At 68.4% G+C, this 26,745-nt stretch carries 28 protein-coding genes; 23 read left to right on the forward strand and 5 right to left on the reverse strand.

The window, feature by feature from the left end; translation table 11 throughout:
- Positions 1–50 precede the first annotated feature (50 nt).
- The 10 genes from VMJ70_11930 to VMJ70_11975 all read left to right on the forward strand — a co-directional run bounded on the left by VMJ70_11930 (position 51) and on the right by VMJ70_11975 (position 6,826).
- Entirely contained in the window at positions 51–500 is a 450-nt protein-coding gene (locus VMJ70_11930) for a DUF1801 domain-containing protein (protein HTO91831.1), read from the forward strand.
- A gap of 3 nt (positions 501–503) precedes the next feature.
- On the forward strand, positions 504–1,067 hold the full coding sequence (locus tag VMJ70_11935; GenBank protein ID HTO91832.1) for a CoA pyrophosphatase: 564 nt from the start codon (positions 504–506) through the stop codon (positions 1,065–1,067).
- A 57-nt stretch (positions 1,068–1,124) separates the two neighbouring features.
- Positions 1,125–2,081 carry an acetamidase/formamidase family protein gene (locus tag VMJ70_11940; protein HTO91833.1) on the forward strand — a complete coding sequence of 319 codons (957 nt, stop codon included), beginning with the start codon at positions 1,125–1,127 and terminating at the stop codon, positions 2,079–2,081.
- Complete coding sequence (locus tag VMJ70_11945) at positions 2,078–2,650, forward strand: GNAT family N-acetyltransferase (protein ID HTO91834.1); 573 nt, start codon at positions 2,078–2,080, stop codon at positions 2,648–2,650. Before VMJ70_11940 ends, VMJ70_11945 begins: the two co-directional genes overlap by 4 nt.
- Before the next feature lie 3 nt (positions 2,651–2,653).
- Entirely contained in the window at positions 2,654–2,965 is a 312-nt protein-coding gene (locus VMJ70_11950) for a hypothetical protein (GenBank protein HTO91835.1), read from the forward strand.
- Positions 2,958–3,641: an O-methyltransferase gene (locus VMJ70_11955; GenBank protein HTO91836.1), complete on the forward strand. Its 684-nt coding sequence runs from the start codon at positions 2,958–2,960 to the stop codon at positions 3,639–3,641. The genes VMJ70_11950 and VMJ70_11955 overlap by 8 nt, the downstream gene beginning before the upstream one ends.
- Positions 3,604–5,019, forward strand: coding sequence for an aminotransferase class V-fold PLP-dependent enzyme (locus VMJ70_11960; GenBank protein HTO91837.1), 1,416 nt, complete (start codon positions 3,604–3,606; stop codon positions 5,017–5,019). The genes VMJ70_11955 and VMJ70_11960 overlap by 38 nt, the downstream gene beginning before the upstream one ends.
- Positions 5,020–5,195: 176 nt before the next feature.
- Positions 5,196–5,738: a hypothetical protein gene (locus tag VMJ70_11965; GenBank protein HTO91838.1), complete on the forward strand. Its 543-nt coding sequence runs from the start codon at positions 5,196–5,198 to the stop codon at positions 5,736–5,738.
- 105 nt (positions 5,739–5,843) lie between these two features.
- Entirely contained in the window at positions 5,844–6,431 is a 588-nt protein-coding gene (locus VMJ70_11970; GenBank protein HTO91839.1) for a hydrolase, read from the forward strand.
- Entirely contained in the window at positions 6,428–6,826 is a 399-nt protein-coding gene (locus tag VMJ70_11975) for a cupin domain-containing protein (GenBank protein HTO91840.1), read from the forward strand. The genes VMJ70_11970 and VMJ70_11975 overlap by 4 nt, the downstream gene beginning before the upstream one ends.
- 29 nt (positions 6,827–6,855) lie before the next feature.
- Here VMJ70_11975 and VMJ70_11980 read toward each other — a convergent pair whose 3' ends face one another.
- Positions 6,856–8,226, reverse strand: coding sequence for a DEAD/DEAH box helicase (locus tag VMJ70_11980; GenBank protein HTO91841.1), 1,371 nt, complete (start codon positions 8,224–8,226; stop codon positions 6,856–6,858).
- 234 nt (positions 8,227–8,460) lie between these two features.
- Between VMJ70_11980 and rpmE the strand changes: the two genes are divergently transcribed.
- The 5 genes from rpmE to VMJ70_12005 all read left to right on the forward strand — a co-directional run bounded on the left by rpmE (position 8,461) and on the right by VMJ70_12005 (position 13,912).
- Positions 8,461–8,724, forward strand: coding sequence for a 50S ribosomal protein L31 (gene rpmE, locus VMJ70_11985; protein ID HTO91842.1), 264 nt, complete (start codon positions 8,461–8,463; stop codon positions 8,722–8,724).
- A gap of 72 nt (positions 8,725–8,796) precedes the next feature.
- Positions 8,797–9,726 carry a DUF1385 domain-containing protein gene (locus VMJ70_11990; GenBank protein ID HTO91843.1) on the forward strand — a complete coding sequence of 310 codons (930 nt, stop codon included), beginning with the start codon at positions 8,797–8,799 and terminating at the stop codon, positions 9,724–9,726.
- 45 nt (positions 9,727–9,771) lie between these two features.
- Entirely contained in the window at positions 9,772–10,845 is a 1,074-nt protein-coding gene (prfA, locus tag VMJ70_11995; GenBank protein HTO91844.1) for a peptide chain release factor 1, read from the forward strand.
- 5 nt (positions 10,846–10,850) lie between these two features.
- Positions 10,851–11,759 (forward strand): peptide chain release factor N(5)-glutamine methyltransferase, encoded by a 909-nt coding sequence (gene prmC / locus VMJ70_12000; GenBank protein ID HTO91845.1) that lies wholly within the window; start codon positions 10,851–10,853, stop codon positions 11,757–11,759.
- 227 nt (positions 11,760–11,986) lie between these two features.
- The gene (locus tag VMJ70_12005) at positions 11,987–13,912 is read left to right on the forward strand and encodes a right-handed parallel beta-helix repeat-containing protein (protein ID HTO91846.1); all 1,926 of its coding nucleotides are present in this window, start codon (positions 11,987–11,989) and stop codon (positions 13,910–13,912) included.
- A gap of 33 nt (positions 13,913–13,945) precedes the next feature.
- Here VMJ70_12005 and VMJ70_12010 read toward each other — a convergent pair whose 3' ends face one another.
- On the reverse strand, positions 13,946–14,932 hold the full coding sequence (locus VMJ70_12010) for a DUF1684 domain-containing protein (protein ID HTO91847.1): 987 nt from the start codon (positions 14,930–14,932) through the stop codon (positions 13,946–13,948).
- A gap of 222 nt (positions 14,933–15,154) precedes the next feature.
- Between VMJ70_12010 and murA the strand changes: the two genes are divergently transcribed.
- From murA to selB, 7 genes are read left to right on the forward strand one after another with little or no spacing between them, the layout of a single operon-like run.
- Positions 15,155–16,489, forward strand: a complete 1,335-nt coding sequence (gene murA, locus VMJ70_12015) for a UDP-N-acetylglucosamine 1-carboxyvinyltransferase (protein HTO91848.1) — start codon at positions 15,155–15,157, stop codon at positions 16,487–16,489.
- A 28-nt stretch (positions 16,490–16,517) separates the two neighbouring features.
- Positions 16,518–17,144, forward strand: a complete 627-nt coding sequence (locus VMJ70_12020; GenBank protein HTO91849.1) for a class I SAM-dependent methyltransferase — start codon at positions 16,518–16,520, stop codon at positions 17,142–17,144.
- On the forward strand, positions 17,141–18,349 hold the full coding sequence (locus tag VMJ70_12025; protein HTO91850.1) for a hypothetical protein: 1,209 nt from the start codon (positions 17,141–17,143) through the stop codon (positions 18,347–18,349). The genes VMJ70_12020 and VMJ70_12025 overlap by 4 nt, the downstream gene beginning before the upstream one ends.
- A gap of 60 nt (positions 18,350–18,409) precedes the next feature.
- Positions 18,410–18,859: a metalloregulator ArsR/SmtB family transcription factor gene (locus VMJ70_12030; GenBank protein ID HTO91851.1), complete on the forward strand. Its 450-nt coding sequence runs from the start codon at positions 18,410–18,412 to the stop codon at positions 18,857–18,859.
- Positions 18,754–19,209 carry an SRPBCC domain-containing protein gene (locus VMJ70_12035; GenBank protein ID HTO91852.1) on the forward strand — a complete coding sequence of 152 codons (456 nt, stop codon included), beginning with the start codon at positions 18,754–18,756 and terminating at the stop codon, positions 19,207–19,209. Before VMJ70_12030 ends, VMJ70_12035 begins: the two co-directional genes overlap by 106 nt.
- Positions 19,210–19,255: 46 nt before the next feature.
- Positions 19,256–19,756, forward strand: coding sequence for a DinB family protein (locus tag VMJ70_12040; GenBank protein ID HTO91853.1), 501 nt, complete (start codon positions 19,256–19,258; stop codon positions 19,754–19,756).
- Between the two features lie 59 nt (positions 19,757–19,815).
- Entirely contained in the window at positions 19,816–21,753 is a 1,938-nt protein-coding gene (gene selB / locus VMJ70_12045; GenBank protein ID HTO91854.1) for a selenocysteine-specific translation elongation factor, read from the forward strand.
- Positions 21,754–21,799: 46 nt separating this feature from the next.
- Here selB and VMJ70_12050 read toward each other — a convergent pair whose 3' ends face one another.
- Positions 21,800–24,469, reverse strand: a complete 2,670-nt coding sequence (locus VMJ70_12050) for a protein kinase (GenBank protein ID HTO91855.1) — start codon at positions 24,467–24,469, stop codon at positions 21,800–21,802.
- A gap of 174 nt (positions 24,470–24,643) precedes the next feature.
- Here VMJ70_12050 and VMJ70_12055 point away from each other — a divergent pair, with 174 nt between their 5' ends.
- Positions 24,644–25,450 carry a hypothetical protein gene (locus tag VMJ70_12055; GenBank protein ID HTO91856.1) on the forward strand — a complete coding sequence of 269 codons (807 nt, stop codon included), beginning with the start codon at positions 24,644–24,646 and terminating at the stop codon, positions 25,448–25,450.
- A gap of 20 nt (positions 25,451–25,470) precedes the next feature.
- Here the strand turns inward: VMJ70_12055 and VMJ70_12060 are convergent, their stop codons facing one another.
- Both VMJ70_12060 and VMJ70_12065 read right to left on the reverse strand, forming a co-directional pair.
- Complete coding sequence (locus VMJ70_12060) at positions 25,471–26,406, reverse strand: HNH endonuclease (protein HTO91857.1); 936 nt, start codon at positions 26,404–26,406, stop codon at positions 25,471–25,473.
- 5 nt (positions 26,407–26,411) lie between these two features.
- On the reverse strand, positions 26,412–26,745 hold a 334-nt coding region (locus tag VMJ70_12065), incomplete at its 5' end, for a cation:dicarboxylase symporter family transporter (GenBank protein HTO91858.1).

Here is a 26,745-nt window from a genome sequence, read left to right on the forward strand (position 1 = left end):
ATGGCGAAGCACGCCAGCGGCACCCACCGTCTCAACCGGAGACTCGCATCGTGAAGAGCAAGGCCACGACGGTCGCCGCGTACCTGAACGAGCTTCCCGCCGATCGGCGCGCGGTGATCTCGGCGGTGCGCAAGAGCGTGGTCGCGAACCTCCCCAGGGGCTATCGCGAGGGGATGAGCTGGGGAATGATCGCCTACGAGGTCCCGCTCAACCGATTTTCCGAGACCCACAATGGCCTGCCGCTCCTGTACGCGGCGCTGGCGGCGCAGAAGCACAATTACGCGCTCTACATGACGTGGAGGTACGCGGACCCGAAACTGATGGCCCGGCTTCGCGAGCATTTCAAGCGCAGGGGGAAGAAGCTCGACATGGGCAAGGCCTGCCTGCGTTTCAGCCAGCTCGAGGATCTGCCGCTCGACGTGATTGGCGAGATCATCGCCGCGATGCCCGTCGACGCCTATGTGAAGCGCTACGAAGGTTCGCGGGCCAGGCGGGCTTAAGGAATGACTGAAGCGCAGTCGCGACCGGAATCCGCCGGGTCCGAGCCGCAACGCCGGGAATCGGCGGTGCTGGTGCCGGTGTTCCGCGATCGCGACGCCGTCCTGCGCGTCGTGCTGGTGCGCCGCGCGCCCGGCGGCCTGCACGGCGGTCAGCTCGCGTTTCCCGGCGGCACGCGCGCGCCGGGTGACGTCGACGCGCTCGATACCGCGCTGCGCGAAGCCGAGGAGGAAATCGGGCTGGCCCGCGCCAACGTCGAAGTGATCGCCACCTTGCCGCCGATCGCGACCCGCACCTCGGGCTACCGTATCGAGCCGTTCCTCGCGCGCATCACGCGGCCTTCGAGCTGGAAGCCCGAGCCGCGCGAGGTGGCGGAGGTGCTCGAGATCGAGATCGAGACCCTGGCCCGCCCCGAGTCCCGCGGGGCCGCGATCGAGACCTTCCCCACCTGGCCCGGCCCGCAGCGCATCGAATTCCTTCGTGTCGGCGCTCATCGGCTCTGGGGAGCGAGCTACCGCATCTTCGAACCGCTGGTGCCGCGCCTGCTCGCCGGCGAGTGGAAGTTCTAGCGGCGCTGGCGCCGGCGCTGGCTTGTCGGCGATCGTCGGGCATGGCAGCTTCCCGCCATGGCGACCCACTCGATCGAGCCGACGCGCGCACATCTTCACGGACATTTCTCCGCCGCCCTGCCGCCGATTCTGACCATCGAGCCCGGCGACACGGTGCGCTTCCGCACGCTCGATGCCGGCTGGCGGCTCGAGCCGCCGCGTCTCGATGGCTCGAGCCCGCGGATGCTCGAGCCGCGCGACGACAAGCTCGACGCCGGCCACGCGCTGTGCGGCCCGCTCGCGATTCGCGGCGCGCGGCCGGGGATGGCCCTCGAGATCCGGATGGACGCGATCGAGCCCGAAGCCTGGGGCTGGACCCGCTCGGGCGGCTGGAAGAGCCCGATCAACGATCGGCTCGGCGTCGCCGACGGCGCGGGACACTGGCTGATCTGGACGATCGATGCGGCGCGCAAAGTCGCGCGCGATCAGCATGGCCACGAAGTCTCGTTGCGACCGTTCATGGGCGTGATGGGCCTGGCTCCGGCAGAGCGCGGCGTTCACTCGACGATTCCGCCGCGCGCGAGCGGCGGCAACATCGACTGCAAGGAGCTGGTGGCGGGGAGCACCCTGTTCCTTCCGATCGCGGTGAACGACGCGCTGTTCTCGGTGGGCGACGGGCACGCCACCCAGGGCGACGGCGAGGTCTCGGGGCTCGCCATCGAGTGCCCGATGCGCCGCGTCGAGCTGACCTTCGCACTGCGTGACGATCTCGGGCTTCGCCTGCCCATGGCCGAGACGCCGGCCGGTACCGTCACCCTGGGCTTCGGCGCGACGCTCGACGACGCCGCGGGCGACGCGCTCGACGCCATGGTGCATGTGATCGGCGCGCGGTTTGGCGTCTCGCGCAAGGACGCGCTGGCGCTGGCCAGCGTGGCGGTGGACCTGCGCGTCACCCAGGTGGTCAATCAGGTGGTGGGCGTCCACGCGGTGCTGCCGCCGGACGCGATTCGCGGAGGCGCGCCGCGCCGCGCGTGACGCGATTCCGCTGGGGCCGGCATCTGCCGGTGCTGGCCGGTCCGCGCCTCGAGCTGCGCGCGCTCCAGCCGCGCGACACGCAGGCGATCTTCAACGTCTTCAGCGATCCCGAAGTGATGCGCTACTGGAGCTCGCTGCCGCTCGAGCGCCCGGAAGAAGCGCTGCGGCTGATCCTCGACATCCAGGTCCACTTTCGCGAGCGCCGGCTCTTTCAGTGGGGCATCGCGCGAAAGGCGGAACGCGACGTGATCGGCACCTGCACGCTGTTCCATCTCAACACCGAGCAGCGCCGGGCCGAGATCGGCTACGCGCTCGGCCGCCATGCCTGGGGCCAGGGCTACGCCACCGAGGCGCTGGCGGTGCTGATCGGCTTCGCGTTCGAGCGGCTTGGGCTTCATCGCCTCGAGGCCGACACCGATCCGCGCAACGCGCGCTCGATCCGCGCGCTCGAACGCCAGGGGTTTCGCCGCGAGGGACTGATGCGCGAGCGCTGGCGCGTGGGAGGGGAGACGCAGGACGCGCTATTGTTCGGCCTGCTGGAGCGCGAATGGACGCGAGGGGAGGATTGAGCCGTGTGGCTGCTGCTCGTGGCGCTGTTCGGATTCCTGGTTCCCAACGGCATTTTTCTCTATTGGCTGACGCGCGAGTTCCACGGCTGGGGGCCGGCGCTCTCCGACAAGCTCGCGCTCTCGTTCGTCCTCGACATGTTCATGGCCATGGCCCTGCTCGCCGTGTACTTCGCGCGCCGGCCGATCGGCAAGGTGGGCTGGCCGTGGTTCGTTCTGCTGTCGCTGGCCGGCGGGCTCGGTTTCAGCCTGCCGCTCTACTGGTGGCTCAATCATCGCGGCCCGAACGCCGCATCGCCGGGAGGCTTGCGTGGCTGAGGTGAAAGACAAGCTGTGGGGCGACGTCGACCAATACATCAATGGACTGCTGGCGCCGCCCGATCCGGCCCTCACGGCCGCGCTCGAGGCCAGCGCCAAAGCGGGACTCCCCGACATCCAGGTCACGCCCAATCAGGGAAAGCTGCTCCACCTGTTCGCTCGCATGATCGGCGCGCGGCGGATTCTCGAAGTGGGAACGCTCGGCGGCTACAGCACCATCTGGATGGCGCGGGCGCTGGTGCCCGGCGGCCGGCTGGTCACGCTCGAGATCGATCCCAGGCACGCCGAGGTGGCGCGCTCCAATTTCGCCCGCGCCGGCGTCGCCGATCGCGTCGAGCTGCGCCTCGGGCCAGCGCTGCAAACGCTGCCGAGGCTCGCCGCCGAACCCGGCGGGCCGTTCGATCTGATCTTCATCGACGCCGACAAGCCCGGCAATCCCGAGTATTTCGCCTGGGCGGTGAAGCTGTCGCGGGTGGGAAGCGTGATCCTCGTCGACAACGTGATTCGCGACGGTGGCGTGGTGAACGCCGCGAGCGCCGATCCCAACATCCTCGGCGTACGCCGCTTGAACGAGCTGATGGCGCGCGAGCCGCGCGTCAGCGCCACCGAGATCCAGACCGTCGGTGCCAAGGGCTACGATGGCTTCGCGCTCGCGCTGGTGGTCGCCGAGCCGTGAGCGGCGCCCGGCGCGGCGCGACCAGCCCGCCATGAAGCTCGAGCGCGAGAGCCTTGCGCTGCTCGACGAGGCGCTGCAATCGATCGAGCAGGGTTTCCGCGACCTGCCCGACGCGCCGGTGCACGTCGATCGCGCCGCGTTGCGCGAGGCGGTGCTGGCCGCGGCCGAGCGCATGCGCGACAACTTTCCCTACGCGCATCCGCTCTACGTCGGCCAGATGTTGAAGCCGCCGCATCCGGTGGCGCGTATCGCCTATGCCATGTCGCTGTGGCTCAATCCCAACAATCACGCGCTCGACGGCGGTCGCGCCAGCTCGGCGCTCGAGAAGGAAGCGGTGGCGGCGATCGCCCGCATGTTCGGCTGGGAGACGCACCTCGGTCATCTGTGCGGCGGCGGCACCATCGCCAACTTCGAGGCGCTGTGGGTGGCGCGCGAATTGGCGCCCGGCAAGGCGATCGCCGCCTCGTCGCAGGCCCACTACACGCACTCGCGGCTCTCGGCGGTGCTGGGCGTCCCATTTCGCGCGATCACGGTGGACGCGCGCGGCCGGATGGACCTGGCGGCGCTCGAGCGGGCGCTCGCCGGCGGCGAGATCGGCGCCGTGGTGGTGACGCTCGGCACCACCGCGGCCGGCACCGTGGATCCGCTGCCCGAGATCCTCGCCTTGCGCGCGCGCCATGGATTCCGCCTGCACGTGGACGCCGCTTACGGCGGCTACTACACCCTGGCCGGCAATCTCGAGCCGTGGGCACGTCGCGCGTTCGATCGCGTGGCCGAGGCCGATTCGATCGTGGTGGACCCGCACAAGCACGGGCTCCAGCCCTACGGGTGCGGCTGCGTGCTGTTTCGCGATCCGGCGGTGGGGCGCATCTATCGCCACGACTCGCCCTACACCTATTTCAGCTCGCCGGAGCTCCATTTGGGCGAGATCTCGCTCGAGTGCTCCCGCCCCGGCGCCTCGGCGGTCGCGCTTTGGGCCACGCTACGCATGCTGCCGCTCGTGCGCGGCGGCGAGTTCGCGCGCTCGCTCGAGTCGTGCCGCGAGGCAGCGCTGGCGATGCACGCGGCGCTCACGACCGACGCCCGCTTCGCGCCGCTCTTTCCGCCCGAGCTCGACATCGTCAGCTGGGCGGTGCGGGCCGACACGGCCGGCGAGTCGTCGCGGCGGGCGCGGCGGATATTCGAGCAGGCCGCCAGGCAGGGACTTCACCTCGCGGTGGCCACGTTCCCGCGCGCCATGGTCGAAGGCGCCGCCCCAGTGCGCGACTGGGACGCCGCCGATCTCACCTGCCTGCGCGCCTGCGTGATGAAACCCGAGCACTGCGACTGGATGAGCGAGATCCTCGCGCGTCTCGATCGCGCGGCAGCCGCCGCATAGGGACCCCTCGCCTCTCGGCCGCCGGGCTGGGCGCGATTCCGCCCGCCCGATTTGCGGCGGCGGCGGGGCTGAAGCCCGCGGCCCGAAGTGTCGAAAACCACGGGCGAGGCTTTTTCTGGAGTCCGCCCGCCGCTCGGCGTGGCCGGCGAGGAGTTCCTGCACGGAGGGGTGCCGCGATGGCCCGGTGCGATTTCTGCGGAACCACGATCCTGTTCGGAGGGCGGAAGCAGGGCGACCTTCAGTTCTGCGGTCCCCGCTGCCAGCAGCAGGGTGTGGCGCTGGCGCTGGCGCGCCTGCTGCCCGCCGACGAGGTTCAGCGCGAACTGAGCGCGCTTCACCAGGGCCTGTGCCCGCGCTGCGGCGGTACGGGTCCGGTCGACGTTCATATGAGCCACAAGGTGTGGTCGGCGCTCCTGATCACCAGCTGGCGCAGCACGCCGCGCGTCTCGTGCCGCTCGTGCGGAGTGCGAGCGCAGCTCGGCAGCGCGCTGTTCTCGGCGGTGCTCGGTTGGTGGGGATTTCCGTGGGGCCTGCTCATGACCCCGGTCCAGATCGGGCGCAACCTGGTCGCGATCGCCCGCGGCCCCGACCCCGCGAGGCCCTCGGCACAGCTCGAGCGGCTGGTGCGGTTGACGATGGTGGCGAGGAACGCCGCGCGGAGCGCGAACGGCGCCCAGAGCCCGCCGGCCGCGAACGCGCCCATGAAGCGCGCCGCCTGAGGGCGGCTTCAACACCGAAGAACATTCGGTGGCCTTCCGGCGGCGCCCCGGGTTGGCGCGAATCACGGCCGCGCAGCCGGCCGCGCGATCGGCTAGTCTTGCGGCATGCCCGAGACGCCGAAGCTCGACTCGCGTTCCACCACGCTCGTCCTGATCGATCTGCAGAAAGGGATCGTATCGCGTCCCACCGCGCCGCATGCCGCGCCCGACGTGGTGAAGCGCGGCGTTCGGCTGGCGCAGGCGTTTCGCGAACGCGGTGCCCTGGTGGTGCTGGTGCGGGTGGCGTTCGCCGCCGACGATTCCGATCGGCTGAAGCCGATGATCGACGCCGCGATGCCGCCGGGCCCGTGGCCCGCGGATTTCGCCGACCTCCTGCCCGAGGTCGGTCCGAAGCCCGGCGACCTGGTGATCACCAAGCATCAGTGGGGCGCGTTCTACGGCACCGAGCTCGATTTGCAGCTGCGCCGCCGTGGCATTCGCAACCTCGTGATCGGCGGCATCTCGACCAATTTCGGCGTCGAGTCCACCGCGCGCGACGCGTGGGAGCGCGCCTATCAGCTCATCTTCGTCGAGGACGCGATGGCCGGCCCGACCGCTGAAGCGCACGCGTTCGCGACCGGCACCATCTTCCCGCGTCTCGGCATCGTCCGCTCGACCGAGCAGGTGCTGGGGGCGCTCGGAGGTTCGTCGTGAGCAACGCGGCATCGAAACCCGCGGCGCCGGGTTCGTTTCCGTACGAGACGCACCTCGACGTCCGCTTCCGCCCGCTCGAGACCATCGACGTGCAGAGGGTCGCCGATGCGGTGACGCACCCGTGGTTCAATCAGACGCTGTGCCAGGTGAACGCGTCGGTGGTGCGCCTTGGCGTCGTCAAAGGCGAGTACCACTGGCACAAGCACGACGACGACGACGAGTTCTTCTACGTCGTCGAAGGGAAGCTCTTGATCGACCTCGAGGGCCGCACCGTGACGCTCGAGCCGCGGCAGGGCTTCGTGGTGCCCCGGGGCGTCGTCCACCGCACGCGCGCGCCCGAACGGACGCTCATCCTGATGGTCGAGAACGCGGGCATCATTCCCACCGGCAACTAGCGCCGGGGCCGCCCGCCGCGGCCGGCACGCTACATCCTTCTCCGCCGCCGATCGGGCGCGTTGCGCACCGGCCGCCGGCCATGCGACGGCGCGGCGTGTGAGGGCCCCGCGGGATTTTCCGAGCCGGGGCCGCCTGCGTAGGGCGAACCGGTTTCCGAGCTCGACGGCCGCGACCAGCCGTCGCGCGGCCGACCGTCCCGACCGCGATCGCGCCCGCGACCGCCGCGGCCCGAGCGCTCGCCGCCGTGACCGTGCCCTTGTCCGGGCTCGGCGCGACGGTGGTAGTCGAAATCGGGCAGCGACACGCGCGGTATCGAACGTCCGAGGAAGCGCTCGATCGCGGTCACGTCCGACTGCTCTTCGGGACTCATCAGCGTGAAGGCGTCGCCGACCGCCTCCACCCGCCCGGTGCGGCCGATGCGATGCACGTAGTCCTCGGGCGTGTGCGGCACGTCGAAGTTGACGACGTGCGAGATGTCTTCCACGTCGATGCCACGCGAGGCGATGTCGGTGGCCACCAGGATCTGCACGCGCCCGCGCCGCAGACCGGCCAGCGCCCGCTCGCGCTGCGACTGCGTGCGATCGCCATGCAGCGCCGCCACGCTGTGACCGCGTTTTTCGAGCTGGCGCGTCAACCGATCGGCGCCGTGCTTGGTGCGGGTGAACACGATCGCGCTGCCGACGTCCGAGCGCGACATCAGCTCGTCGAGCAGATCGGTCTTCAGGTGCCGCGGCACCGGGTAGATCGCCTGCGTGATGCCGGCGGCCGGCCGCGAAGGCGGCGCGAGATCCACGCGCTGGGGATTGCGGAGGGACTCCTTCGCCACTTTGTTCAGCTCGGGCGGCATGGTGGCCGAGAACATCAGCGTCTGTCTGCGCGTCGGCAGCAGTCGCAGGATGCGCTTGAGGTCCGGCGCGAATCCCATGTCCACCATGCGATCGGCCTCGTCGAGCACCAGTATTTCGACGTCCTCGAGGCTCACGCTCTGCCGGCCGTGAAGATCGAGCAGGCGACCCGGCGTCGCCACCAGCAGATCGACGCCCTCGTGGCGCAGCAGCCGCTCCTGCGGGCCGATCGGCACGCCGCCATAGGCGACGCCGGCCCGCAGCCGAGTGAAACGCGCGTAGTCGCGCGCGTTGGTCTCGACCTGCGCGGCCAGCTCCCGCGTGGGCACCAGCACCAGCGCGCGCAGCGCGGGATGGCCTTCGAGCAGCCGCGCGAGAATCGGGAGGACGAAGGCGGCGGTCTTGCCGGTGCCGGTCTGGGCCGCGGCCACCAGGTCGTGGCCCTCGAGAACGATGGGAATGGCGCGCTGCTGAATCGGCGTCGGCTGGTTGTAGCCGGCGGCGCGCACCCCTTTGACGATCAGGGGCGGCAGGCCAAGCTTGGCAAAGGGCACGGGATCTCCAGGGTAGTTCGTGAATCGAATGGCGCGCGAGTCGGGGCGCGCCGCGTGGAATCTCATGGACTTGCGGGCATGATGCGAGAGAACGCCGGCCCGTGGCAAATGGACGCGGCACGAGCTTTGCGGCATACTCCCCGGCCGCTTGTCATCCGAGGCGGAGCGCCGGACCAGATGACCCGCGCCAGGCGGGTCGAGTCCGGGAACGCCGCCGATCAGGAGGTAGTTGTCATGAAAGCCGGGATCCATCCCGTTTACGAACTCCGGACCTTCCATTGTTACGGCTGTGGCACGGAGTGGCAGACGCGCACCACGCTCCAGCCCACGACCAACGACGGCAAGATCCATCTCGACATCTGCGCCAACTGCCACCCGTTCTATACCGGCAAGCAGAAGCTGATCGACAAGGCGGGACGTGTCGAGCGCTTCCGCAGGAAGTACAGCAAGAAGACCGAGGCCACGCCGGCCGAGCCGGCCGAGTCGGCCAAGTCTTAGCGTCGTTCACGCGGCTTCCGTTCCGGGCGCGTTGCGCCTGGCGGAAGCCGTTCGTGTGTCTGGGGAGCCGAGATGCCATTTCTGCCGGTGGGCGGCCAGGCGGTGATCGAGGGCGTGATGATGCGCTCGCCGACGCTGATGTCGGTGGCGGTGCGTCGTCCCGACGGGGCGCTGGCGTTCCTCGAGAGGCGCTTTACTTCGATCACTCGGCGCGTCAGGCCGCTCGGCCTGCCGGTGGTGCGCGGGGCGGTGTCGCTGTTCGAGACGCTCTACCTGGGCATCACGGCGCTCAACTTCAGCGCCGATGAGGCGGTGAAGGAGACGGCCGAGCCGGCGAAGAAGGCGCCGTGGTGGCAGATGCTGGCGCAGGGCGCGATGGTGGTGTTCTCGGTCGGTGTTGGGCTGCTGTTGTTCGTGGTGCTGCCGGCCCGGATCACGGGCTGGCTCGGCTTTCAGGATCGCGTGCGCTTCGGCCTGGTGGACGGCTTCTTCCGCCTGCTGGCGTTCATGATCTACCTGCTGCTGATCAGCCAGTGGAAGGAGATGGCGCGCGTGCTCGGCTTCCACGGCGCCGAGCACAAGGCGATTCACGCGCTCGAGAACGACGCGCCGCTGACGCCCGAGAGCGTGCAGAGCTTCTCGCGCTTCCATCCACGCTGCGGCACGTCGTTCCTGTTCCTGGTGGTGGTGGTGAGCATCGTGGTGTTCACGTTCATCGGAAAGCCGCGCGGGGTGGGTGACCATCTGCTGCGCATCGCCTGCATGCCGCTGATCGCGGGCGTGGCATTCGAGTTCATCCGGATCAGCGGCAAGTACGCCGACCGGCCATGGGCGAAGGTCCTGATCTGGCCGGGGCTCCAGTTCCAGCGGCTGACGACGCGCGAGCCCGATCTCGAGATGTGTCGCGTGGCGATCGCCGCGCTGGAAAAGGTGCGACACGACGAGGCACTACGCGCGCCGGCAGAGCCCGGCAAGCGCGCAGACGTGCAGTTCGTGCAGTAAGCGCCTCGCGCCGATCGAGCGCAGCGCAGCCGGGAAGACGAAATCATGTGGGACGCGGTCAAGAAGGTCGAAGCGCGATTCGAAGAGATCACGCAACTGCTCGGAACGCCCGAAGTGGCGAGCGACCCGCGCAAGCTGCGGGACCTCTCGAAGGAGCGCGCCCGCCTCGAGGGCACGATGCGGACGCTGGCCGAGTACCGCCGCGTCGAGCGCACCGTTGCCGACGACGAGGCGGCGATCGCCTCGGGCGACGCCGAGCTGAGCGAGCTGGCCAAGGCCGAGCTTCCCGAATTGCGCGAGCGCCAGACGAAGCTCGAGGAGGAGCTCAAGCGCCAGCTTCTGCCACGTGACCCGGACGACGACAAGAACGTGATCGTCGAAATTCGCGCCGGCGTGGGCGGGGAGGAGGCCGCGCTGTTCGCCGCCGATCTGTACCGCATGTACTCGAAATACGCGGAAAAGAAGGGCTGGAAGCAGGAGATACTCAGCAGCGCGCCGGCCGAGGCCGGCGGCTTCAAGGAAATCGTGTTCTCGCTTGAAGGCGACGGCGTCTATCGCGAGATGAAATTCGAATCGGGCGTCCACCGCGTGCAGCGCGTGCCGGCCACCGAGGCCTCGGGTCGCATTCACACCTCGGCCGCGACGGTCGCGGTGCTGCCCGAGGTCGAGGACGTCGACATCGAGATCGCCGAGAAGGACATCCGCGTGGACGTATATCGCGCCGGTGGCCCGGGAGGCCAGGGTGTCAACACCACCGATTCGGCGGTGCGCATCACCTACCTGCCCACCGGGCTGGTGGTCACGTGTCAGGACGAGCGCTCGCAGATCAAGAATCGCGCGAAGGCGATGAAGGTGCTGCGCGCGCGGCTCTACGACCAGCGACTCCAGGAGCAGCAGGCGAAGTATGCGGCGCAGCGCAAGTCGCAGGTCTCGACCGGTGATCGCAGCGCGAAGATCCGCACCTACAATTTCCCGCAGAGCCGCGTGACCGATCACCGCATCGGGTTGACGCTCCATTCGCTCTCCAACTTCATGGAGGGCGACCTCGGCGAGATGAACGATGCGCTGCTCGCGGCCGACATGGCCGAGCGCCTCGCCGCGATGGGGGCGGAGAAGTAGGAGCGATGGACCGCACCATCGGCGACGCGCTCGAGTCGGCGCGTTCGCGGCTGTCGGCGTCGTCTTCTGCCGAGTCCGACGCGGTCGAGCTGCTCAGCCGCCTGCTGAATCTCGGCCGCGTCGAACTGCAGCTGCGCCGCAACGAGCCGATGGCGCCCGAACAGTGGCAGACGCTCGACTCGTGGCTGCGCCGCCGCGTGGCCGGCCAGCCGGTGCAATACATCACCGGTCGCGCGGCCTTTCGCTCGCTCGATCTCACCGTTGACGGTAGCGTTCTGATCCCGCGCCCCGAAACCGAGCAGCTGGTCGAGGCGGTAATCGGCGTCTTGCGCGAAGAGCTGATGAGCTGGGCCGCGCCGCGGGTGCTGGATCTCGGCACTGGCTCGGGCGCGATCGCCTTGAGCATCGCGCGCGAGTGGCCGCAAGCGATCGTGAGCGCGACTGACGCGAGCACCGAGGCGCTGTCGACCGCCGAAGCCAACGCGGCGGCCCTGGGGCTCGCCGGACGCGTTCGCTTCATGCAGGGCAATTGGTTCGACGCCGTGGACGCCGAGGCGCGCTTCGAAGTCGTAATCTCGAATCCGCCCTACATCGCCACGATCGAACAGGAGCTGCTCCCCGCCGACGTTCGCGACTTCGAGCCGCCGCAGGCGCTGTTCTCGGGCGAGACCGGGCTCGAATCGCTTCGCGAGATCATCGACGAGGCGCCGCGGCATATGGTCGCCGGCGGCCTGCTGGCGCTCGAGCTGGCCGAGATGCGCGCCCGCGAGGTCGCAACCTGGCTCGAGGGCGCGCGCGACTGGCGCGACGTGGACCTGCGCGACGATCTCTCCGGCCGGCCGCGCGTGCTGCTGGCGCGCCGCGAGCGTGGCCCGGCGATCGCGCCGGCGCAGTGGGAAGAAGAGCGGGAGTAGCGCCGCTTGATTGGGCGCGCCGCCACGCGTGGAGCCGCGCCCGACTGTCGGTCGCGACGACGCTTTTTCGGGAGCGGCTCGAGCGCTTCGCGGAGACTTCGCTTCAATCACTCGAAGCATCGGCCACGGCGCGAGCGAGTTGCGCGATCGAATGACGCGCACACGAGAATTGGCGCGAGCGTTGCAAGAGCCTCCGATCCCCACGTCACCACGGACTCGGAGGCGCCATGCGTCGCAACTTCGCGATTGCCCCCGTACTCGCACTCGCCGCATCCATTCCCCTGGCGTCTCCGACATTCGCCAGCCATCGGATCGTTCGCGCCGACGGCAGCGGCGACTACCCGACGCTGACGGCGGCGCTCCAGGATGCGTGGGCGAATCACCCGGTGGACACGATCCTCGTGGCGCCCGGTAGCTATGGCGAGGTGGTCAACATTCCCGAGCCGCTCGACTGCGTCATCGCGAGCACCGATGGCGCGGCGGTGACGAAGATCGAGGGATTCACCTCGATCCCGGAGAACCCCAATTCCTATTACTACTCCTCGGGTGTGGTGAGCGGAATCACCGTTGAACAGCCGGTGGCCTTCGGTCAGGACACGCGGTTCGTGTATTGGAACCATTGTGTGTTCGAGGGCGGGTTCCACGGGCTCGTGCCCGAGGGCGAGACACCGAATTTCACCGCCTGCACGTTTCGCGACACCTCTTCGTTCATCAACTACGCCTATTGGATGACAGACTGTTCCTTTGAGGGTGCGCCAGCGTTCTTCAAGAACATCCTGGGCGCCATCGTGATGGAGCGGTGCCATTTCAAGGGGCCCGCGAAGGCGCTCGCGACCGTCGAGCCACACGACAATAGTGAGATCGCGTTCCGCGACTGCACGTTCTCGGGCGCGGAGAATGGCATCGTCGTGAATTCGAAGAACTACTTCGATCAGGCCATGTGGGCGGATTTCTGCCAGTTCCACGATCTGTCCGGGGCTGCTGAATTCTATGAGTATGGAGATTGGAAGCAGGTTGAGCTCGGGTATCTCTTCATTTCTCTCGACCACTCGAGCGTCCGAAACGTCGGCCAGGCCATTCATGCCTATGCCCCGATTCCCATCTTCATGTCTTGCGTCGGAGACACCATTCTCAATTGCGCCGGTGTGGCGATCGAAGCCAGCGCTCAACACGCGGTCCTACAGAACGTGCAGATCGATCACGCCGGTGGCGACGGCGTCCACTGGATTCTTCAGCTTCAAGATCCCGGCCACTACGTGCCGCCGACGGCCTACCATCAGATCTGGAACTGCGCGATCTCGAATTGCGCCGGCAACGGCGTGACGATGCTCGAGCGTCCCTACTCTCCGATCGATTTCACAGAAGACTTGTCGGTCCGGAACACCACGATCCATCAATCTCTCAACGCCGGCCTGTGGCTCGAATCCGCCGCGCCGACAGTCACGAGTTGTCTGCTGCGTGGCAATGGCGGCGACGGAATCCATCTCGTGCTCTCCGGTGGCGCCCCGACCTGCAGCCTGGGCGTGAATACCCTCGTCGACAATGGTCGCGACGGGCTCGCGATCGAGTCCGCTCATCAGCCGACCGGCATCGTCGCCGCCAACAATCTGCTCGCCGGAAATCAGCACTTCGGGTTCAACATGCTCGCCAGCTATCTCGGAGATGCATCGCGAAATGACGCCTGGTCAAATCACGGCGGCGATTTCGCTGGCCTCCATGCAGGGGAGAGCGAGTTGGGGGCGGACCCACTCTTCTGCGCAGCCTCGGCGGGCGACTTCGAGCTACGCGCCGACTCACCCTGCGCGCCGGGCGGCGTCTATGGCCCGATCGGCGCGTACGGCGTGGGCTGCGCGGCAATCGCCGCGGCGGGAATCCCGCCGCCGACCCGCGACTTTGCGCTCTCGCCAAATCCCGCGCGCGGCTCGATCGCCTTCAGCTGGCCCGCCACCGAGGCGCCGCGCGGGATCGAAGTGCTCGATGTGCAGGGTCGCGTGCTCTGGCGCTCGGCGCCCGGCGGCGGCGCCGGCGGAAAGCTCCGATGGGACGGCCACGATTCGCAGGGGAAACCGCTCGCCGCCGGCGTCTATCTGGTTCGGTGGGATGCCGCCGGACGACCGCCGCGATCCGCCCGCTTCGTCTGGCTCGGCGATTGACCCCGCGTGGCGCCGGGCAGCGCCGCCCGGAGATCAATGCACGTAGTGCGCGTCCATCTCGCCGGCCTTGATGTCCACCTTGAGCCGATTGTCCTTGCTGGGAAGGGGGCAGTTGTAGTGCGGTGAGAACGCGCAGGCCGGGTTGTAGGCCTCGTTGAAATCGAGCACGTAGCGGCCGTCGGGCAGCGGCTCGGGATCCACGTAGCGGCCGACGCTGTAGGTCTCGTGGCCGGTGGTCTCGTCGCGGAAGAACACCGACACGTCCTTCTCGCCCACGCCGGGCTCGAGCAGACGCGTTGCTTCCAGGTCGCAGCGTTTGCCGCCGATCTTGAACACGAACCAGCCGGCACGCAGCGCCTGGCGTGGCTGGCTGTGGGTCGAGAGCACCGTCAGAGTGTCGGGAATCGGGTTCGGCACCAGCGGCAGCACGAAGCGATACTTGAAGTCCGGGGGAAAGTATTTCAGCCCCTTGTACTCGGCGTAGCGCGGGCTGTTGGGATCGAAGACGATGATCGCGGGATGTCGCTGGTGGGAGAGCCGCAGCATGAACCGCCCGATGCCGATGGTTCCCGGTCCCACCACCGCGTACCGCAGCGTGTCGGTTCCGGTGACGAACTTGGCGCCCGGATCGAGTCCCTCGACGCGGAACGAGTCGCCCACCACCACCACCCTCAGATGGTGCGGCATCACCTCCGGGTCGTTGATGTGCACGTCGTTGCCGGGATCCCGGCCCACCCCCAGCACCGGCGTCGCGGGAAAGTCCTTGCGCGCGACGGCGGCGAGGTACGAAGTCGGCGCGCTCTTCAGCCACTCCTGCGTCTTGTCGCGATCCTGCTGGAGCGCGCGCGTGAGCGAATCCGTCTCGGCGGCGGTCAACACCACCGGTGCTGCCTCCTTGGCGTGCTTGAGCGCCTTGACGCGTGCGGCCTTGGCGGGGTCGTAAACTTCGGTGATCGAGTTGCTCGCAAATGCGCTCGCCCAATAGAGCAGCAGGAAGCAGAGGGTGAACCAGCGTTTCATCGCGCTTGATCTCCGGCGGGCAGATGACAGGAAATGGACACGGCCACACTCCATGATAGCGATCTTCGGCCCGTGCCGCGCGAGTTCGGCCCCGGCCCCGTGCGTTTTCCTTGATGTCGGCGCACGACCTGCCGATAATGCCCGCATCCGCCGCCACATCGCTCACTCGCTGCCGGCCGCGCGCCTCGGGATGGAATCCCGGGCCCTACGGAGATCGCCCACATGGACGTGGCATCGCGCCATCACACCAGTTCGCCTGTTCCCGTCGCGGCTGACGCCGCCCAGGAGTCCACTCCCAAGCCCATGGATGCGCTGATCATTCGCGGCGGCAATCCGCTGTCGGGCCGCGTCGAGGTGAGCGGCGCCAAGAACGCGGCGCTGCCGGTGATGTGCGCCACGCTGCTGGCGCCTGGCGTCCACACGCTGCGCAACGTGCCGCAGCTCTCGGACACGCGCACCATGGCCAAGGTGCTGGAACAGCTCGGGGCACGCGTCGAATTCCGCGGGCACGCCTGCAAGATCGACACCTCGCGCATCCAGTCGCTGGAAGCCCCTTACGAGCTGGTGCGCACCATGCGCGCCAGCATCTACGTGCTAGGGCCGCTGCTGGCGCGCTTCGGGGGCGCCCGCGTATCGCTCCCCGGCGGCTGCGCGTGGGGCCCGCGTCCCGTCAATCTGCACATCGAGGGCTTGAACGCGATGAACGCCAGGCTCGAGATCGAGCACGGCTACATCGTGGGTCGCGACGTCCACCTGAAGGGCACGCACTTCCACTTCGACACGGTTTCGGTGGGCGCCACCGCGCAGTTGATGATGGCGGCCACGCTGGCCGAAGGCGAAACCGTGCTCGACAACGTGGCGCTCGAGCCCGACATCACCGTGCTCGGCAGGGTGCTGGTGGAGTGCGGCGCGAAGATCGAGGGCCTCGGCACCCGGCGCGTCACGATCCACGGCGTCAAGCAGCTGCGACCGATCGACACCACCATCATTCCCGATCGCATCGAGGCGGCCACGCTGATGGCGACCGTCGCGATTGCCGGCGGCCGCGTGACGCTCGAGCGCTGCGAGGCCGGCCACATGGCGGCCGCGATCCACGCGCTCGAACAGTGCGGCTGTGAAATCCTGCCCGGGAACGGCGAGGTCACGATCATCGGCCCGAGCCGCCCGCGCGCCACCGACATCGTCACCGATCCCTATCCCGGCTTTCCGACCGACATGCAGGCGCAGATGATGGCGGTCGCATCGATCGCCGACGGCGTCTCGCACATCACCGATACCGTCTATCTCGACCGCTTCACGCACGTCCCCGAGCTGATGCGGCTCGGCGCGAAGATCGAGCTGAATGGCAACGCCGCGGTCATCACCGGCGTGGAGAAGCTGCAGGGGGCGCCGGTGATGGCCACCGACATCCGCGCCAGCGCCGCTCTGGTGTTGGCGGCGCTGGTCGCCGAGGGGGAGACGCACATCTCGCGCATCTACCACCTCGATCGCGGCTACGAGGGGCTCGAGCAGAAGCTGGCCAGGCTCGGCGCCGACATCCAGCGCATCAAAGAGTGACGGGCGCCGCTCGTGTAGTCTGCGGGGCGTGACACGCCCGTCCTCGCGGCGCCCCAAGGTCTACGACCGCGCCTACTACGACCGCTGGTACCGCAATCCTCGCACGCGCATTCATCGGCGCGGGGCGGTCGAGCGCAAGGTCGCGCTCGCTTTGTCGGCAGCCGAATACCTGCTCGAGCGCCGCGTGGAAACCGTGCTCGACGTTGGCTGCGGCGAGGGCCCCTGGCAGCCGGTGCTCGCGCGCCTTCGGCCGCGGATCCGCTACGTCGGCGTCGATTCGAGCGAGTTCGCGGTGCGCCGCTGGGGACGGACGCGTGGCCTGCGCCTCGGCACCTTCGGCCAGCTCGCCGATCTCGGTTTCAACGAAACCTACGATCTCATTGTCTGTTCGGATGTGCTTCACTACGTGCCGAGCGCCGAACTGCGTCCGGGTCTCGACGAATTGGGCCGCCTGCTCGGCGGGATCGCCTGGATCGAGGTGTTCACCTCGGCCGACCGCATCACGGGAGACTTTCGCGACATGAAGCGCCGATCGCCCGCGTTCTATTCGAGGCTGTTTCGCGAGGCCGGACTGGTGCCGTGCGGCCTCTACGCCTTCGTGCGCGACGACGTGGCCGGGGCACTCACCGCGTTCGAGCGAGGGAGCGCGCGATGATCGGCGCGGCGGTGGCGCTGGCCGTGGCGCTGACTGCGGCGCCGCCGTCGGCTGCGGCGCCGGCGTCTCTGCCGGCACTGGCGAAGCCGCACGGCGTGGGCAGCCCGGCGCGCGCCGGCGCGAGCGAGCCGCGACTCGCCGCCACCGCCGACGGTGCGCTGCTCATGACCTGGCTCGAGCCGGCGGGGGGTGTCACCGCGTTGCGCGTCGCCTCGTTGCGCGAGAGCAAGTGGAGCGCGGCGGCCACGGTGGTGCAGAGCGACTCACTGGTTCAGAGCTGGCCCAATCTTGCCGGCGCGTGCGCCTTCGGCGCGCACGGCGTCGCCGTGGCCTGGCCGGAGCGCGCGGGGGCCACCGAACGGCTGCGCATCGCGCTCTCGAAGGACGGAGGAGCCACGTGGGGGAAGGCCGCGATCCTTCACGACGATCGCGAAGGCAGCACCCACGGGTTCGTGAGCCTGCTGCCACAGGGCGAAGGCGTGCGCGCGATCTGGCTCGACGGCCACAATCTCAAGGACGGGCTCGAGGAGGGCGCCGCGCCGATGACGCTGCATTCACGCTTCATCGCGCCCACCGGAACGCTGGCGCTCGAGCAGGAGCTGGATGGCCGCGTTTGCGACTGCTGCTGGATTGGCGTTGCGCCGCTCGGTGACGAACTGCTGGTCGCCTATCGCGATCGGAGCGACGACGAGATCCGCGACATCGCGGTCACGCGGCTCGAGTCGGGGCGCTGGCAGCCGCCCTACGGCCCGCGCTACGACGGCTGGAAGCTCAAGGGCTGCCCGGTCAACGGCCCGGCCATCGCGACGCGCGGCGATCGCGTGGCGGTCGCGTGGTACACCGCGGCGGCGGATTCGCCGCGGGTGCTGACGGCGTTCTCGAACGATCGCGGCTGGACCTTTGGCGACGCCATCCGCGTCGACGACGGCCATCCGCTGGGTCGCGTCGGCCTGGCGCTGCTCGATGACGGCGGCGCCGCCGTGACCTGGCTCGAAGGCGATCGCTCGCGCTCGACGCTCCGCGTTCGCCGGCTGAAGCCCGGCGCGCGCTCCAGCACTTCGACCGAAATCGCCCGGTTCGACGGCCCGCACACGCCGGGCGTGCCGCAGCTCGCCCGCGATCGCGACCGGTTGCTGTTCGCCTGGACGCAGGCCGGGAAAGCGCAGGCGATCCAGGTGGCGTCGCTGCCGGTTCCGCGCCCGTAGCGCATCCGAGAGATCTCGAACCGCCTTGCGCCGGTCTCGGCGCGCTGATATATTAACCACATGGTTAACTATTTGGAGGCCGAGCTCGACGCGATCTTCGGCGCGCTCGCGCACCCCATCCGGCGCGCGATGCTCTCGCGCCTCAGCCACGGCGGGGCCACCGTAGGCGAGCTGGCGGCGCCCTTCCAGCTCTCGGCGCCGGCGATCTCGCGCCACCTGCGCGTGCTCGAATCCGCCGGGCTGCTCGAGCGCCGCATCGATGGCCGCATTCATCGCATCGGGCTCTCGCCGGCGCCGCTGCGCGAGGCCATGGCGTGGCTCGAGGAGCACCGGCGCTTCTGGGAGCCGCGCCTCGATCGACTGGTTCAATACCTCGAATCATCCACCGCAAAGGAGGAGTCGTCATGGCATCGCAAGAACTCGGCGCGGACGTCACGCTTCGTCTCGAACGCACGATCGCGGCGCCGCCCGCGAGGATCTACGCGGCGTGGACGCAAGCGGAAGAGCTGACGCGCTGGTTCGCGCCCAGCAACGAATTCAAGACGGTGGTGACGGCGCTCGACACGCGAGTCGGCGGCCGCTACCGGATCGAAATGCATCGTCCCGACGGAAAGATCTCGATCGCGATTGGACAATTCCGTGAACTTAATCCCCCGAATCGTCTGGTCTTCACCTGGAAGTGGGAGGAGAATCCCGACATGCCGGATTCAATCGTGACCGTGACGATCTCGCCGGAAGGAAAGGGTTCGCGGCTGGTGCTCGTGCACGAAAAGCTGGCCGACGCGAAGTCGCGCGAGGGTCACAATCAGGGCTGGATCGGCTGCCTCGGCAGGCTCGAGGTCTTGTTCCAATTCGCGTGAGCGGAAGAGTGGGACGCGAGAAATCGCGGCAATCGAGGGGGATGCGATGGCTCAACAGACGATGACCGAAAAGGACATGTTCCTGCAGAACTTCGAGCGGGAGTACCAGACCACGCTCAAGGTGCTGCGCGCCTTCCCGCAGGGAAAGGGAGAGCTCAAGGCCGCGCCGAACATGAGGACCGCGCGGGAGCTCGCGTGGATGCTGGCGATCAACCAGATGGTTCCGGCCGCGGTGATCACCGGCGCGCTCGACCCATCGGCGTTTCCGCCGCCGCCGGCGACACTGGATCAGGTGATCGCGGGCTTCGAGAAGGCCCATCACGACGTCATGCCGAAGCTCAAGGCGATGACCGAGGCGGATTGGAACGCGATGATCAAGATGCCGGTCGGGCCGAAGCAGATGGCCGACATGCGCAAGGGCGACGCGCAGTGGTTCTTCTTGAGCGACACCGTGCACCATCGCGGGCAGTTCAGCGTGTACATGCGCATTGCGGGCGGCAGGCTGCCGAGCATCTACGGCCCCACCGCCGACGAGCCGTGGTGGTGATCGCGCAATAGCAGGTCGTCGCCGAACGATTCGCCGGCTCGGGTAGAATGAGCGCGATCATGAGCGCGCAATCCGGGCCGGCGAGTTCGCTTTCGGCACCACGTCTGGCGGTGGTGGGCACCGCCGGGCACATCGATCACGGCAAGACCGCGCTGGTGCGGCGGCTGACCGGCGTGGACACCGACCGGTTGCCGGAAGAGAAGCAGCGCGGCATCTCGATCGACCTCGGCTTCGCGCCGCTCGTCACTCCCGGCGGCGTGCACGTCGGCATCGTCGACGTGCCGGGACACGAGCGCTTCGTCAAGAACATGCTGGCCGGGGTCGGCGGCATCGATCTGGTGCTGCTGGTGATCGCCGCCGACGAAGGCGTGATGCCGCAGACGCGCGAGCACCTGGCGATCGTCAAGCTGCTCGGCATCTCGCGCGGCATCGTGGTGCTCACCAAGCGCGACCTGGTCGAGGCCGACTGGCTGGAGATGGTGAAGCGCGACGTGCGTGCGCTGCTCGCCGGCACCGCGCTCTCCTCGGCGCCGATGATCGAGTTCTCGGCGGTGACCGGCGCCGGCACCGCGGAGCTGCTCGCCGAGCTCGATCGCCAGCTCGGGTCGCTCGGCAATCGCGCCGCCCATGAGCCGGCGCGACTGCCGGTGGATCGCGTGTTCACCGTCGAGGGCTTCGGCACGGTGGTGACCGGCACGCTGTGGCGCGGGCGCGTCGCCACCGGCGATCTGCTGCAACTGCTGCCGGCCGATCTCGAACTGCGCGTGCGCCGCGTCCAGGTACACGGGCAGACCGTGGACGCCGCATTGGCCGGCCAGCGCACCGCGATCTCGCTCGCCGGCATCGAGCGCTCGGCGATCCAGCGCGGCGACTGGCTCGTGGCGCCGGGATCGCTACGGGCGGCGAGCATGCTCGACGTGCGGTTCGAAACCCTGAGCGATCTGCCCAGGCCGTGGCCCGGCAACAGCCGGGTGCGGTTTCATCTCGGCGCGAGCGAGATCATCGGGCGCCCGGTGTTGCTCGAAGGGAGCGAGCTCGCGCCCGGCCAAAGCGCGCTCGCGCAATTGCGACTCGAGCGGCCGACCGTGGCGGCGCGCGGCGATCGCTTCGTGATCCGCTCGTATTCGCCCTCGCGCACCGTGGGCGGCGGCGTGGTGATCGAGCCGGTGGCCGAGAAACGCCGCCGCCACGCGGCGGGGATCGAGCAGCTCGCGGTTCACGAGAGCGGTTCGCTGGAAGCACGCCTGATCGAGAAGCTCGCGACCTTTGCGAAACCCACGCCGACCGCGGTGCTGGCCCAAGCGGTGGGCGAGAGCGAGGCGAGCGTGGGGGCGGCGCTGGCCGCGCTCGCGCGCGCCGGCGAGATCGCCGCATCGGGCGAGGGGCGCTGGCTGTCGGGGGCGCGATGGGACGCCGCGCGTGAGACGATTGCCGGGACGGTGGCCAGGTACGTGGCCGATCATCCCGCGCGCTTCGGGGTGATGAAAGGCGAGCTCAAGCGCGACCTGCGCGCCACCATGGACGCCGCGCTGTTCGATGCTGCGTTCGATGCGCTGGTCGCCGAGCGCGTGCTCGAGCAGCGCGGCGAGCACGTGCGGCCGGCCGGTGCGCCCTGGTCGCCGCCCGCCGAGACGCTCGCGGCGCTCGAGCGAGTCGAAGCCGAGCTCGATGCGGCTGGCTATCTCGTGCCCGAAGCTCCGGTTTGGCAGGCGAAGCTGGGCGCGTCGGCGGCCGAAGTGGTGGCGCTCGGCACGTTTCTCGGGCGACTCACGCGCGTCAGCCAGGAACTGACCTACACCGCGAAGCAGATGGAAGCGCTGCGCGCGAAGCTGGCCGAGCACTTCGCGCGCAAGCCGTCGCTCACCGTGGCCGACTTTCGCGATCTCACCGGCGCTTCACGAAAATTCGCGGTGCCCTTGCTCGAGCATGCCGATCGCCTCGGCTGGACCATGCGCGTAGGGGATGAGCGGAAGGCAGGAGGGAGGCTGCCGGGGTGAGCGGGGGCCGAACGGCTCGATTAGCGCGAGCGCGCTTCCGAGACTCCTACTTCGCGCCCTTGTCACCTCGCCAGTTGACCATCACCGTCATCGGCGTCTCGTTCTCGCCATAGGGGACGAGGAAGAGGAACTTCTTGCCATCGGCCGACGGGCAGTAGACGTTGCGCCGCAGGCCGGGCTCGGTCTGGATCCGGAACAGCGGCTGCGGCGTGCCGGGGTTGAAGGCCGCGCCGGTCGCGACCGGCACCGACATGAATTTCGCGTCGGGGCTCAGGTAGAAGAGCTCCTTGCCGTCGCGGCTCCAGCCCGGCTCGATGCCGCCGCGCGTCGAAATCTGCCATTTGCCGGAGCTGATCGGGAACGAAGTGACGTAGATCTCGTTGATGCCCGATTCGTCGGACTGATAGGCGAGCCAGTGCCCGTCGGGAGAGAGGCGCGCGCGCGTCTCGTTGAACCTCGACCCGAGCACGATCGTGGACTTGCGATTGTCGAGATCGAGCGCAAGAACGTCGCTGAGGTTCGAGCCGAAGTTCGAATAGAGCAGGTAGCGCCCGTCGTGCGACCAGTCCAGAAGGATGCTGTTCGTGCCCCCGTCGGCCACCGTCTCCTCGGATCCCGCGCCGTTCGCGGTCTTGACCCAGATGGCCTCCTTGCCGCCGCGGACTCCGCTCCACGCGATCTTCGAACCGTCGGGCGACCAGACCGGGTTGCTGTCGTCGCCCGGATCGAACGTGAAGCGCGTCGTGGTCCCGCGAGCCGGCTCGATCACCCAGACGTCGATGTTCGAACCGTCGCCGTCGCGACGGCGGATGGCGATCTTCGTGCCGTCCGGCGACAGCGCGGGAGCGCGGTAGTCGGCGGCCGCGGCGACCTCGGAGAGCTCGCGACCGCCGCGGTCGATCCAGATCAGACGACTCAAGCTGCCACCGGTGGCGCGATAGACGAGGATGCCGTTGCCCGAAACCGTGAAGTTCGCCGCGCCGTTTCCGCCGACCGGGAGGTTCTCCGCGACGGGAAACGGCTCGCCGACGAGCTTGAGGCCGCCGACGTCGAACTTCTGGGCGAGCAGCGTGCGATCGCGCGCGAGCAGTACGTAGCCGTCGGGCGAATATTCGATCCGCGATCCCTCGATCGCGAGCTCCTTGCCCTTGATTGAGCCAAGCGTGCCGGCGAAGGTCTTCGAAAGTCCGGTGTTGCCGACACCCGAGTAGAGAAAGTGTTTGCCGTCGGGCAGGAAGGCCGGCCAGCCCACCTGCTTCACGCTGTCCCCCGGGATCGCGACTGCTTTGATGCCGCCGCCCGCGTTCACCCGGTAGATTGGATCCGCGCCCTGGCCGTCGAAGAGAATGACGTCGCTCCTGCTCCATGACCCGTCGGAGCCGGTCGGCGCGTCGCAGATCACCTGCGGCGGCCCGCCGGCCACCGCGACCTTCTTCAGCTTGCCGTCCGCGACGAAAGCGAGGTACCGGCTGTCGGGCGACCAGAACGGCGCGCGCGAGCCCTCGGTGCCGGGCAGCGGATTCGCGACGAGGGAATTGAGCGGGCGGAGCCACACCAGGGTGCGGTTGAGCGAGTCCTGCCCGATGAACGCGATGATCTTCCCGTCGGGTGAGATCCTGGGCATGAACTGCGGCGTCACCGACGGCGGGATCGGGATGGTGAAAACGAGCTGCTGCTTCGACGCGTCGCTTGTGCCGCCGAGCCCGCCGCGCCACGCGAAGAACGCGGCCGAGGCGATCGCGAGACCGGCCACCGCCCACGCGATCGGTTCGTTGCTGCGGCGCCGCCTGGGCAGCGGAGGCGTGGCGGCGCCCGGCTGCGAGCTCGACTGCGCGATCCAGCTCAGCTGCAGCTTGACGTCGTGCGCGGTCTGGATGCGCTCGTCGGGATCCTTGGCGAGACAGGAGCGAATCAGCGCGTCGAGCGCCGGCGGCGAGAGCGGCGCGGCGGTGGCGAGCGGCGGCGGCTCCGAGTGCATGATCGCGCCGATCAGGCTCGCCTGCGATTTTCCATCGAAGGCGCGGCGGCCTGACGCCATTTCGTAGAGCACGCAGCCCAGCGACCAGAGGTCGCTGCGGGCGTCGGCCTCTTTGCCCTCGAGCTGCTCGGGCGCCATGTAGAAATAGGTGCCGACCAGCGTGCCCTGCGCGGTGAGCGGCGAGACCTGCGTGGGCGACTGGCTGAGGTTGGCGACGCTCACGCCCGAGGCGCTTGGTGCTGCGACCGCGGCCCGGGCGAGCCCGAAATCCATGAGCTTCGCGCCGCTTCGCGTCAGCATGACGTTGCCCGGCTTGAAGTCGCGGTGAACGATGCCGGCGCGATGCGCGCGATCGAGCGCGTCGGCGATCTGGATGCCGAGCTTGAGCAGCTCCGGCGTGGGGAGCGGGCCGCGCTCGAGCCGCTTGGCGAGTGTTTCGCCGTCCACCAGCTCCATCACGAGGTACTCGACGTCCGCCGACCCGGCTGTGCCGGGTGCCCGCCCGACATCGTGCAGCGTGCAGATGTGCGGGTGGTTGAGGCTCGAGATCGTGCGGGCCTCGCGCTCGAAGCGCGCGAGGATCTCGGGGTCGGCCATCAGGTGCTCGGGCAGCACTTTGATCGCCACCTCGCGGCCGAGCCGCGTGTCACGGGCGCGATAGACCTCGCCCATGCCGCCGGCCCCGAGCGGCGCGACGACTTCGTACGGACCCAGACGTGCCCCGGCGGAGAGGCGCATTTCCGCAATCTAGGGGAAAGGCTGGCGGGTGGGAAGGCGGCCAGCGAGCGAGCCGGCCGCGGGAACAGCGTCAGGCTGCGGGCGGGCGACCGCATAGCATGCGCCAGAGCATGTTGCACCGGCGGGGGCGGACTCTTGCTGACCGCGCCGCCCGCGACTGATAGTCTTTCACGCATGAAATCCCGTCCGGACTTCGCCATGCGGGGAGTGTTCGTGGCCGCGATCGTTGCGCTCGGCGCGTACGTGATCTCGTGCTCCAACTCGCCGACCTCCCCAACCGGCAGTCTCGCGGCCCTTAGCGGCACGGTGTTCGATTCCGGCGGCCACGCGGTGTCCGGCGCCCGCATCGTGGTGTCGTACCCGTACCCGGATCCGACGTCTCCCGCGCTCCGCTCGAGCGCGCCGTCGCGGCTGCTGGACATTCCCAGTCCACTTCCGTCCGCGCGATCGCTGGCGGTCTTCAACAACCCGTGTTCGCTCGGCGTGATGACGTTTCACATCGGCCTTCCCGACACCGCGTTCCTGACCGGGCGGATCGTGGATCGAAATGGGACGCCGAGGAGGCTGCTGTTCGAGAGGACGTTTCAGTCCGGGGTCTATGCGGTGGCCTGGGACGGCAAGGACGACACGAGTGCGACGCTGGCGCCGGATGTCTACGTGTTCCATCTGACCGAGGTCCAGGGCGACTCGACATTCAATCTGAGCGCGAACGTTCTCTGGAACCCGAGCGACCCGACCGCGGCGTACGCGATGCAGGCGAATTCGCAGGGCGCGTTCTCGGTTCCACTTTCGTCGCTGGCGAACGGGCAGAAGATCGATGCCGTGGACATGACCGGCGCGCCGCTCGGATCGTTCGTCGTCGGCAAGAACCTGCGCGTGACCGCAACCGGCCCGCCGAGCGGGATCGCGACCGTGGGCGCGACCACCGTGGCGACGAATGCTCAGGGGAAGGGCGTGAGCGTCACGGTGAGGTTGCCGTAGGGGGGGCGGCAGAGCAGTTCTCAGTGCGCGGTCGAACGGAACTGCTCGTAGCGCTCTTCGAGAAACTCTCGCTTCGGACGCTGGGCACGAGACCGCGGCAAGTGTCCGAGTGGCGTCCCGTGCAGCTCCTGCAAAGCGTGGCGAAGTGTCGGCCCGTCATCCTCTTTCCGAATGTCTGAGCGCACTTCGACGATCAGGTCGTGAGGTCTGATTCCGAGGACGTTCTTGTCGTACGCGGCATGATGCAGCTTGCAGAGCGATATTCCATTTGAGACCCACGGCTCACCCTTCGGGTGCCCATCAGGAAGAATGTGCGCAGCATCGAGAAGTTCCGCATGTCGAAGCCTGCAAATTGCGCACGTGTGCTTGTAGGCGCGCAGGACTCTGAACCTAAAACTCGCTTGGTGAACTCTCCTGAGGACCGCCGCCGTGACGTACTCACGTTGAATCTCCGCCATGCTCTCTGCCACCGCAAGTGCTGGCAGCGCCTCCCCGGCTAGACGCGGATTCGATACCGCGACGATGAAGAACTCACGTCTTGGATCGTCTCCTACGATCAACACCGGGTAGAGCGCTTCGTAGTAGCCGGGCTCGACGCCGTGGAAGTAGACGAGGGGCGTCTTCTCAGTCATCGCAAGTCTAAGTCCGACATTGTCGCGGTGTTGCGGCCCACCGTGACTTCGATACTTGTAGCTGATCAACCCGTCTGGACGAGTCTCGTCCTCGTAGGGCCGCGGCTGGCCCTCGATGATCGGGACAGTCGTGATGCTAAGGGGAACCCGCTCGAGAGCTGCTGGCTTGAAGATTCCTTGGGCGCTTAGGAGTGGAACCCGAATTCCGTCGAACACGAATCCCTTGGCAAGTTCAGCACGAGGAAGAATCTCTCCGAACTGAGATCTCAGTCGGTCCAAGAAGCCAAAAGCCTCCATCCTGATCAAGGGATCACGATCGTCCATGCCGGTCACCCCTCCACCCGCTCCACCTCCCTCGGCTCGCCCCTCGCCACCACGACGGCCGCGGCCAAGTCACCCGTGACGTTCAAAGTCGTGCGACACATATCGAGGAAGCGGTCGACGCCGAGAATCATCCCGATTCCCTCGGCCGGAATGCCCACCAGTCCCAGAATCATCACCACGACGGGAATGGACCCGGCTGGCACGCCGGCGGTGCCGATCCCGCCCAGGATGCAGATGAACACCACGGTGAACTGCTGCGCGAGCGTCAACGCCACTCCGTAGAATTGCGCCAGGAACAGCACGGTCACGCCCTCGAACAGCGCGGTGCCGTTCTGATTG

The sequence above is a fragment of the Candidatus Sulfotelmatobacter sp. genome, assembly GCA_035498555.1.
GTDB lineage: Bacteria > Eisenbacteria > RBG-16-71-46 > RBG-16-71-46 > RBG-16-71-46 > DATKAB01.

What these genes read in the sequence shown, in the direction of transcription:
- VMJ70_12010 (HTO91847.1), bottom strand. Translation starts at nt 14,932, where the DNA reads ATGAAACGCTGGTTCACCCTCTGCTTCCTGCTGCTCTATTGGGCGAGC.
- VMJ70_11990 (HTO91843.1), top strand. Translation starts at nt 8,797, where the DNA reads ATGCCATTTCTGCCGGTGGGCGGCCAGGCGGTGATCGAGGGCGTGATG.
- VMJ70_12055 (HTO91856.1), top strand. Translation starts at nt 24,644, where the DNA reads ATGAAATCCCGTCCGGACTTCGCCATGCGGGGAGTGTTCGTGGCCGCG.
- VMJ70_12050 (HTO91855.1), bottom strand. Translation starts at nt 24,469, where the DNA reads ATGCGCCTCTCCGCCGGGGCACGTCTGGGTCCGTACGAAGTCGTCGCG.
- VMJ70_12035 (HTO91852.1), top strand. Translation starts at nt 18,754, where the DNA reads ATGGCATCGCAAGAACTCGGCGCGGACGTCACGCTTCGTCTCGAACGC.
- VMJ70_12025 (HTO91850.1), top strand. Translation starts at nt 17,141, where the DNA reads ATGATCGGCGCGGCGGTGGCGCTGGCCGTGGCGCTGACTGCGGCGCCG.
- VMJ70_12030 (HTO91851.1), top strand. Translation starts at nt 18,410, where the DNA reads ATGGTTAACTATTTGGAGGCCGAGCTCGACGCGATCTTCGGCGCGCTC.
- VMJ70_11940 (HTO91833.1), top strand. Translation starts at nt 1,125, where the DNA reads ATGGCGACCCACTCGATCGAGCCGACGCGCGCACATCTTCACGGACAT.
- murA (HTO91848.1), top strand. Translation starts at nt 15,155, where the DNA reads ATGGACGTGGCATCGCGCCATCACACCAGTTCGCCTGTTCCCGTCGCG.
- prfA (HTO91844.1), top strand. Translation starts at nt 9,772, where the DNA reads ATGTGGGACGCGGTCAAGAAGGTCGAAGCGCGATTCGAAGAGATCACG.
- VMJ70_11970 (HTO91839.1), top strand. Translation starts at nt 5,844, where the DNA reads ATGCCCGAGACGCCGAAGCTCGACTCGCGTTCCACCACGCTCGTCCTG.
- VMJ70_11935 (HTO91832.1), top strand. Translation starts at nt 504, where the DNA reads ATGACTGAAGCGCAGTCGCGACCGGAATCCGCCGGGTCCGAGCCGCAA.
- selB (HTO91854.1), top strand. Translation starts at nt 19,816, where the DNA reads ATGAGCGCGCAATCCGGGCCGGCGAGTTCGCTTTCGGCACCACGTCTG.
- VMJ70_11960 (HTO91837.1), top strand. Translation starts at nt 3,604, where the DNA reads ATGGCTTCGCGCTCGCGCTGGTGGTCGCCGAGCCGTGAGCGGCGCCCG.
- VMJ70_12005 (HTO91846.1), top strand. Translation starts at nt 11,987, where the DNA reads ATGCGTCGCAACTTCGCGATTGCCCCCGTACTCGCACTCGCCGCATCC.
- VMJ70_12060 (HTO91857.1), bottom strand. Translation starts at nt 26,406, where the DNA reads ATGGACGATCGTGATCCCTTGATCAGGATGGAGGCTTTTGGCTTCTTG.
- rpmE (HTO91842.1), top strand. Translation starts at nt 8,461, where the DNA reads ATGAAAGCCGGGATCCATCCCGTTTACGAACTCCGGACCTTCCATTGT.
- VMJ70_11965 (HTO91838.1), top strand. Translation starts at nt 5,196, where the DNA reads ATGGCCCGGTGCGATTTCTGCGGAACCACGATCCTGTTCGGAGGGCGG.
- VMJ70_12040 (HTO91853.1), top strand. Translation starts at nt 19,256, where the DNA reads ATGGCTCAACAGACGATGACCGAAAAGGACATGTTCCTGCAGAACTTC.
- prmC (HTO91845.1), top strand. Translation starts at nt 10,851, where the DNA reads ATGGACCGCACCATCGGCGACGCGCTCGAGTCGGCGCGTTCGCGGCTG.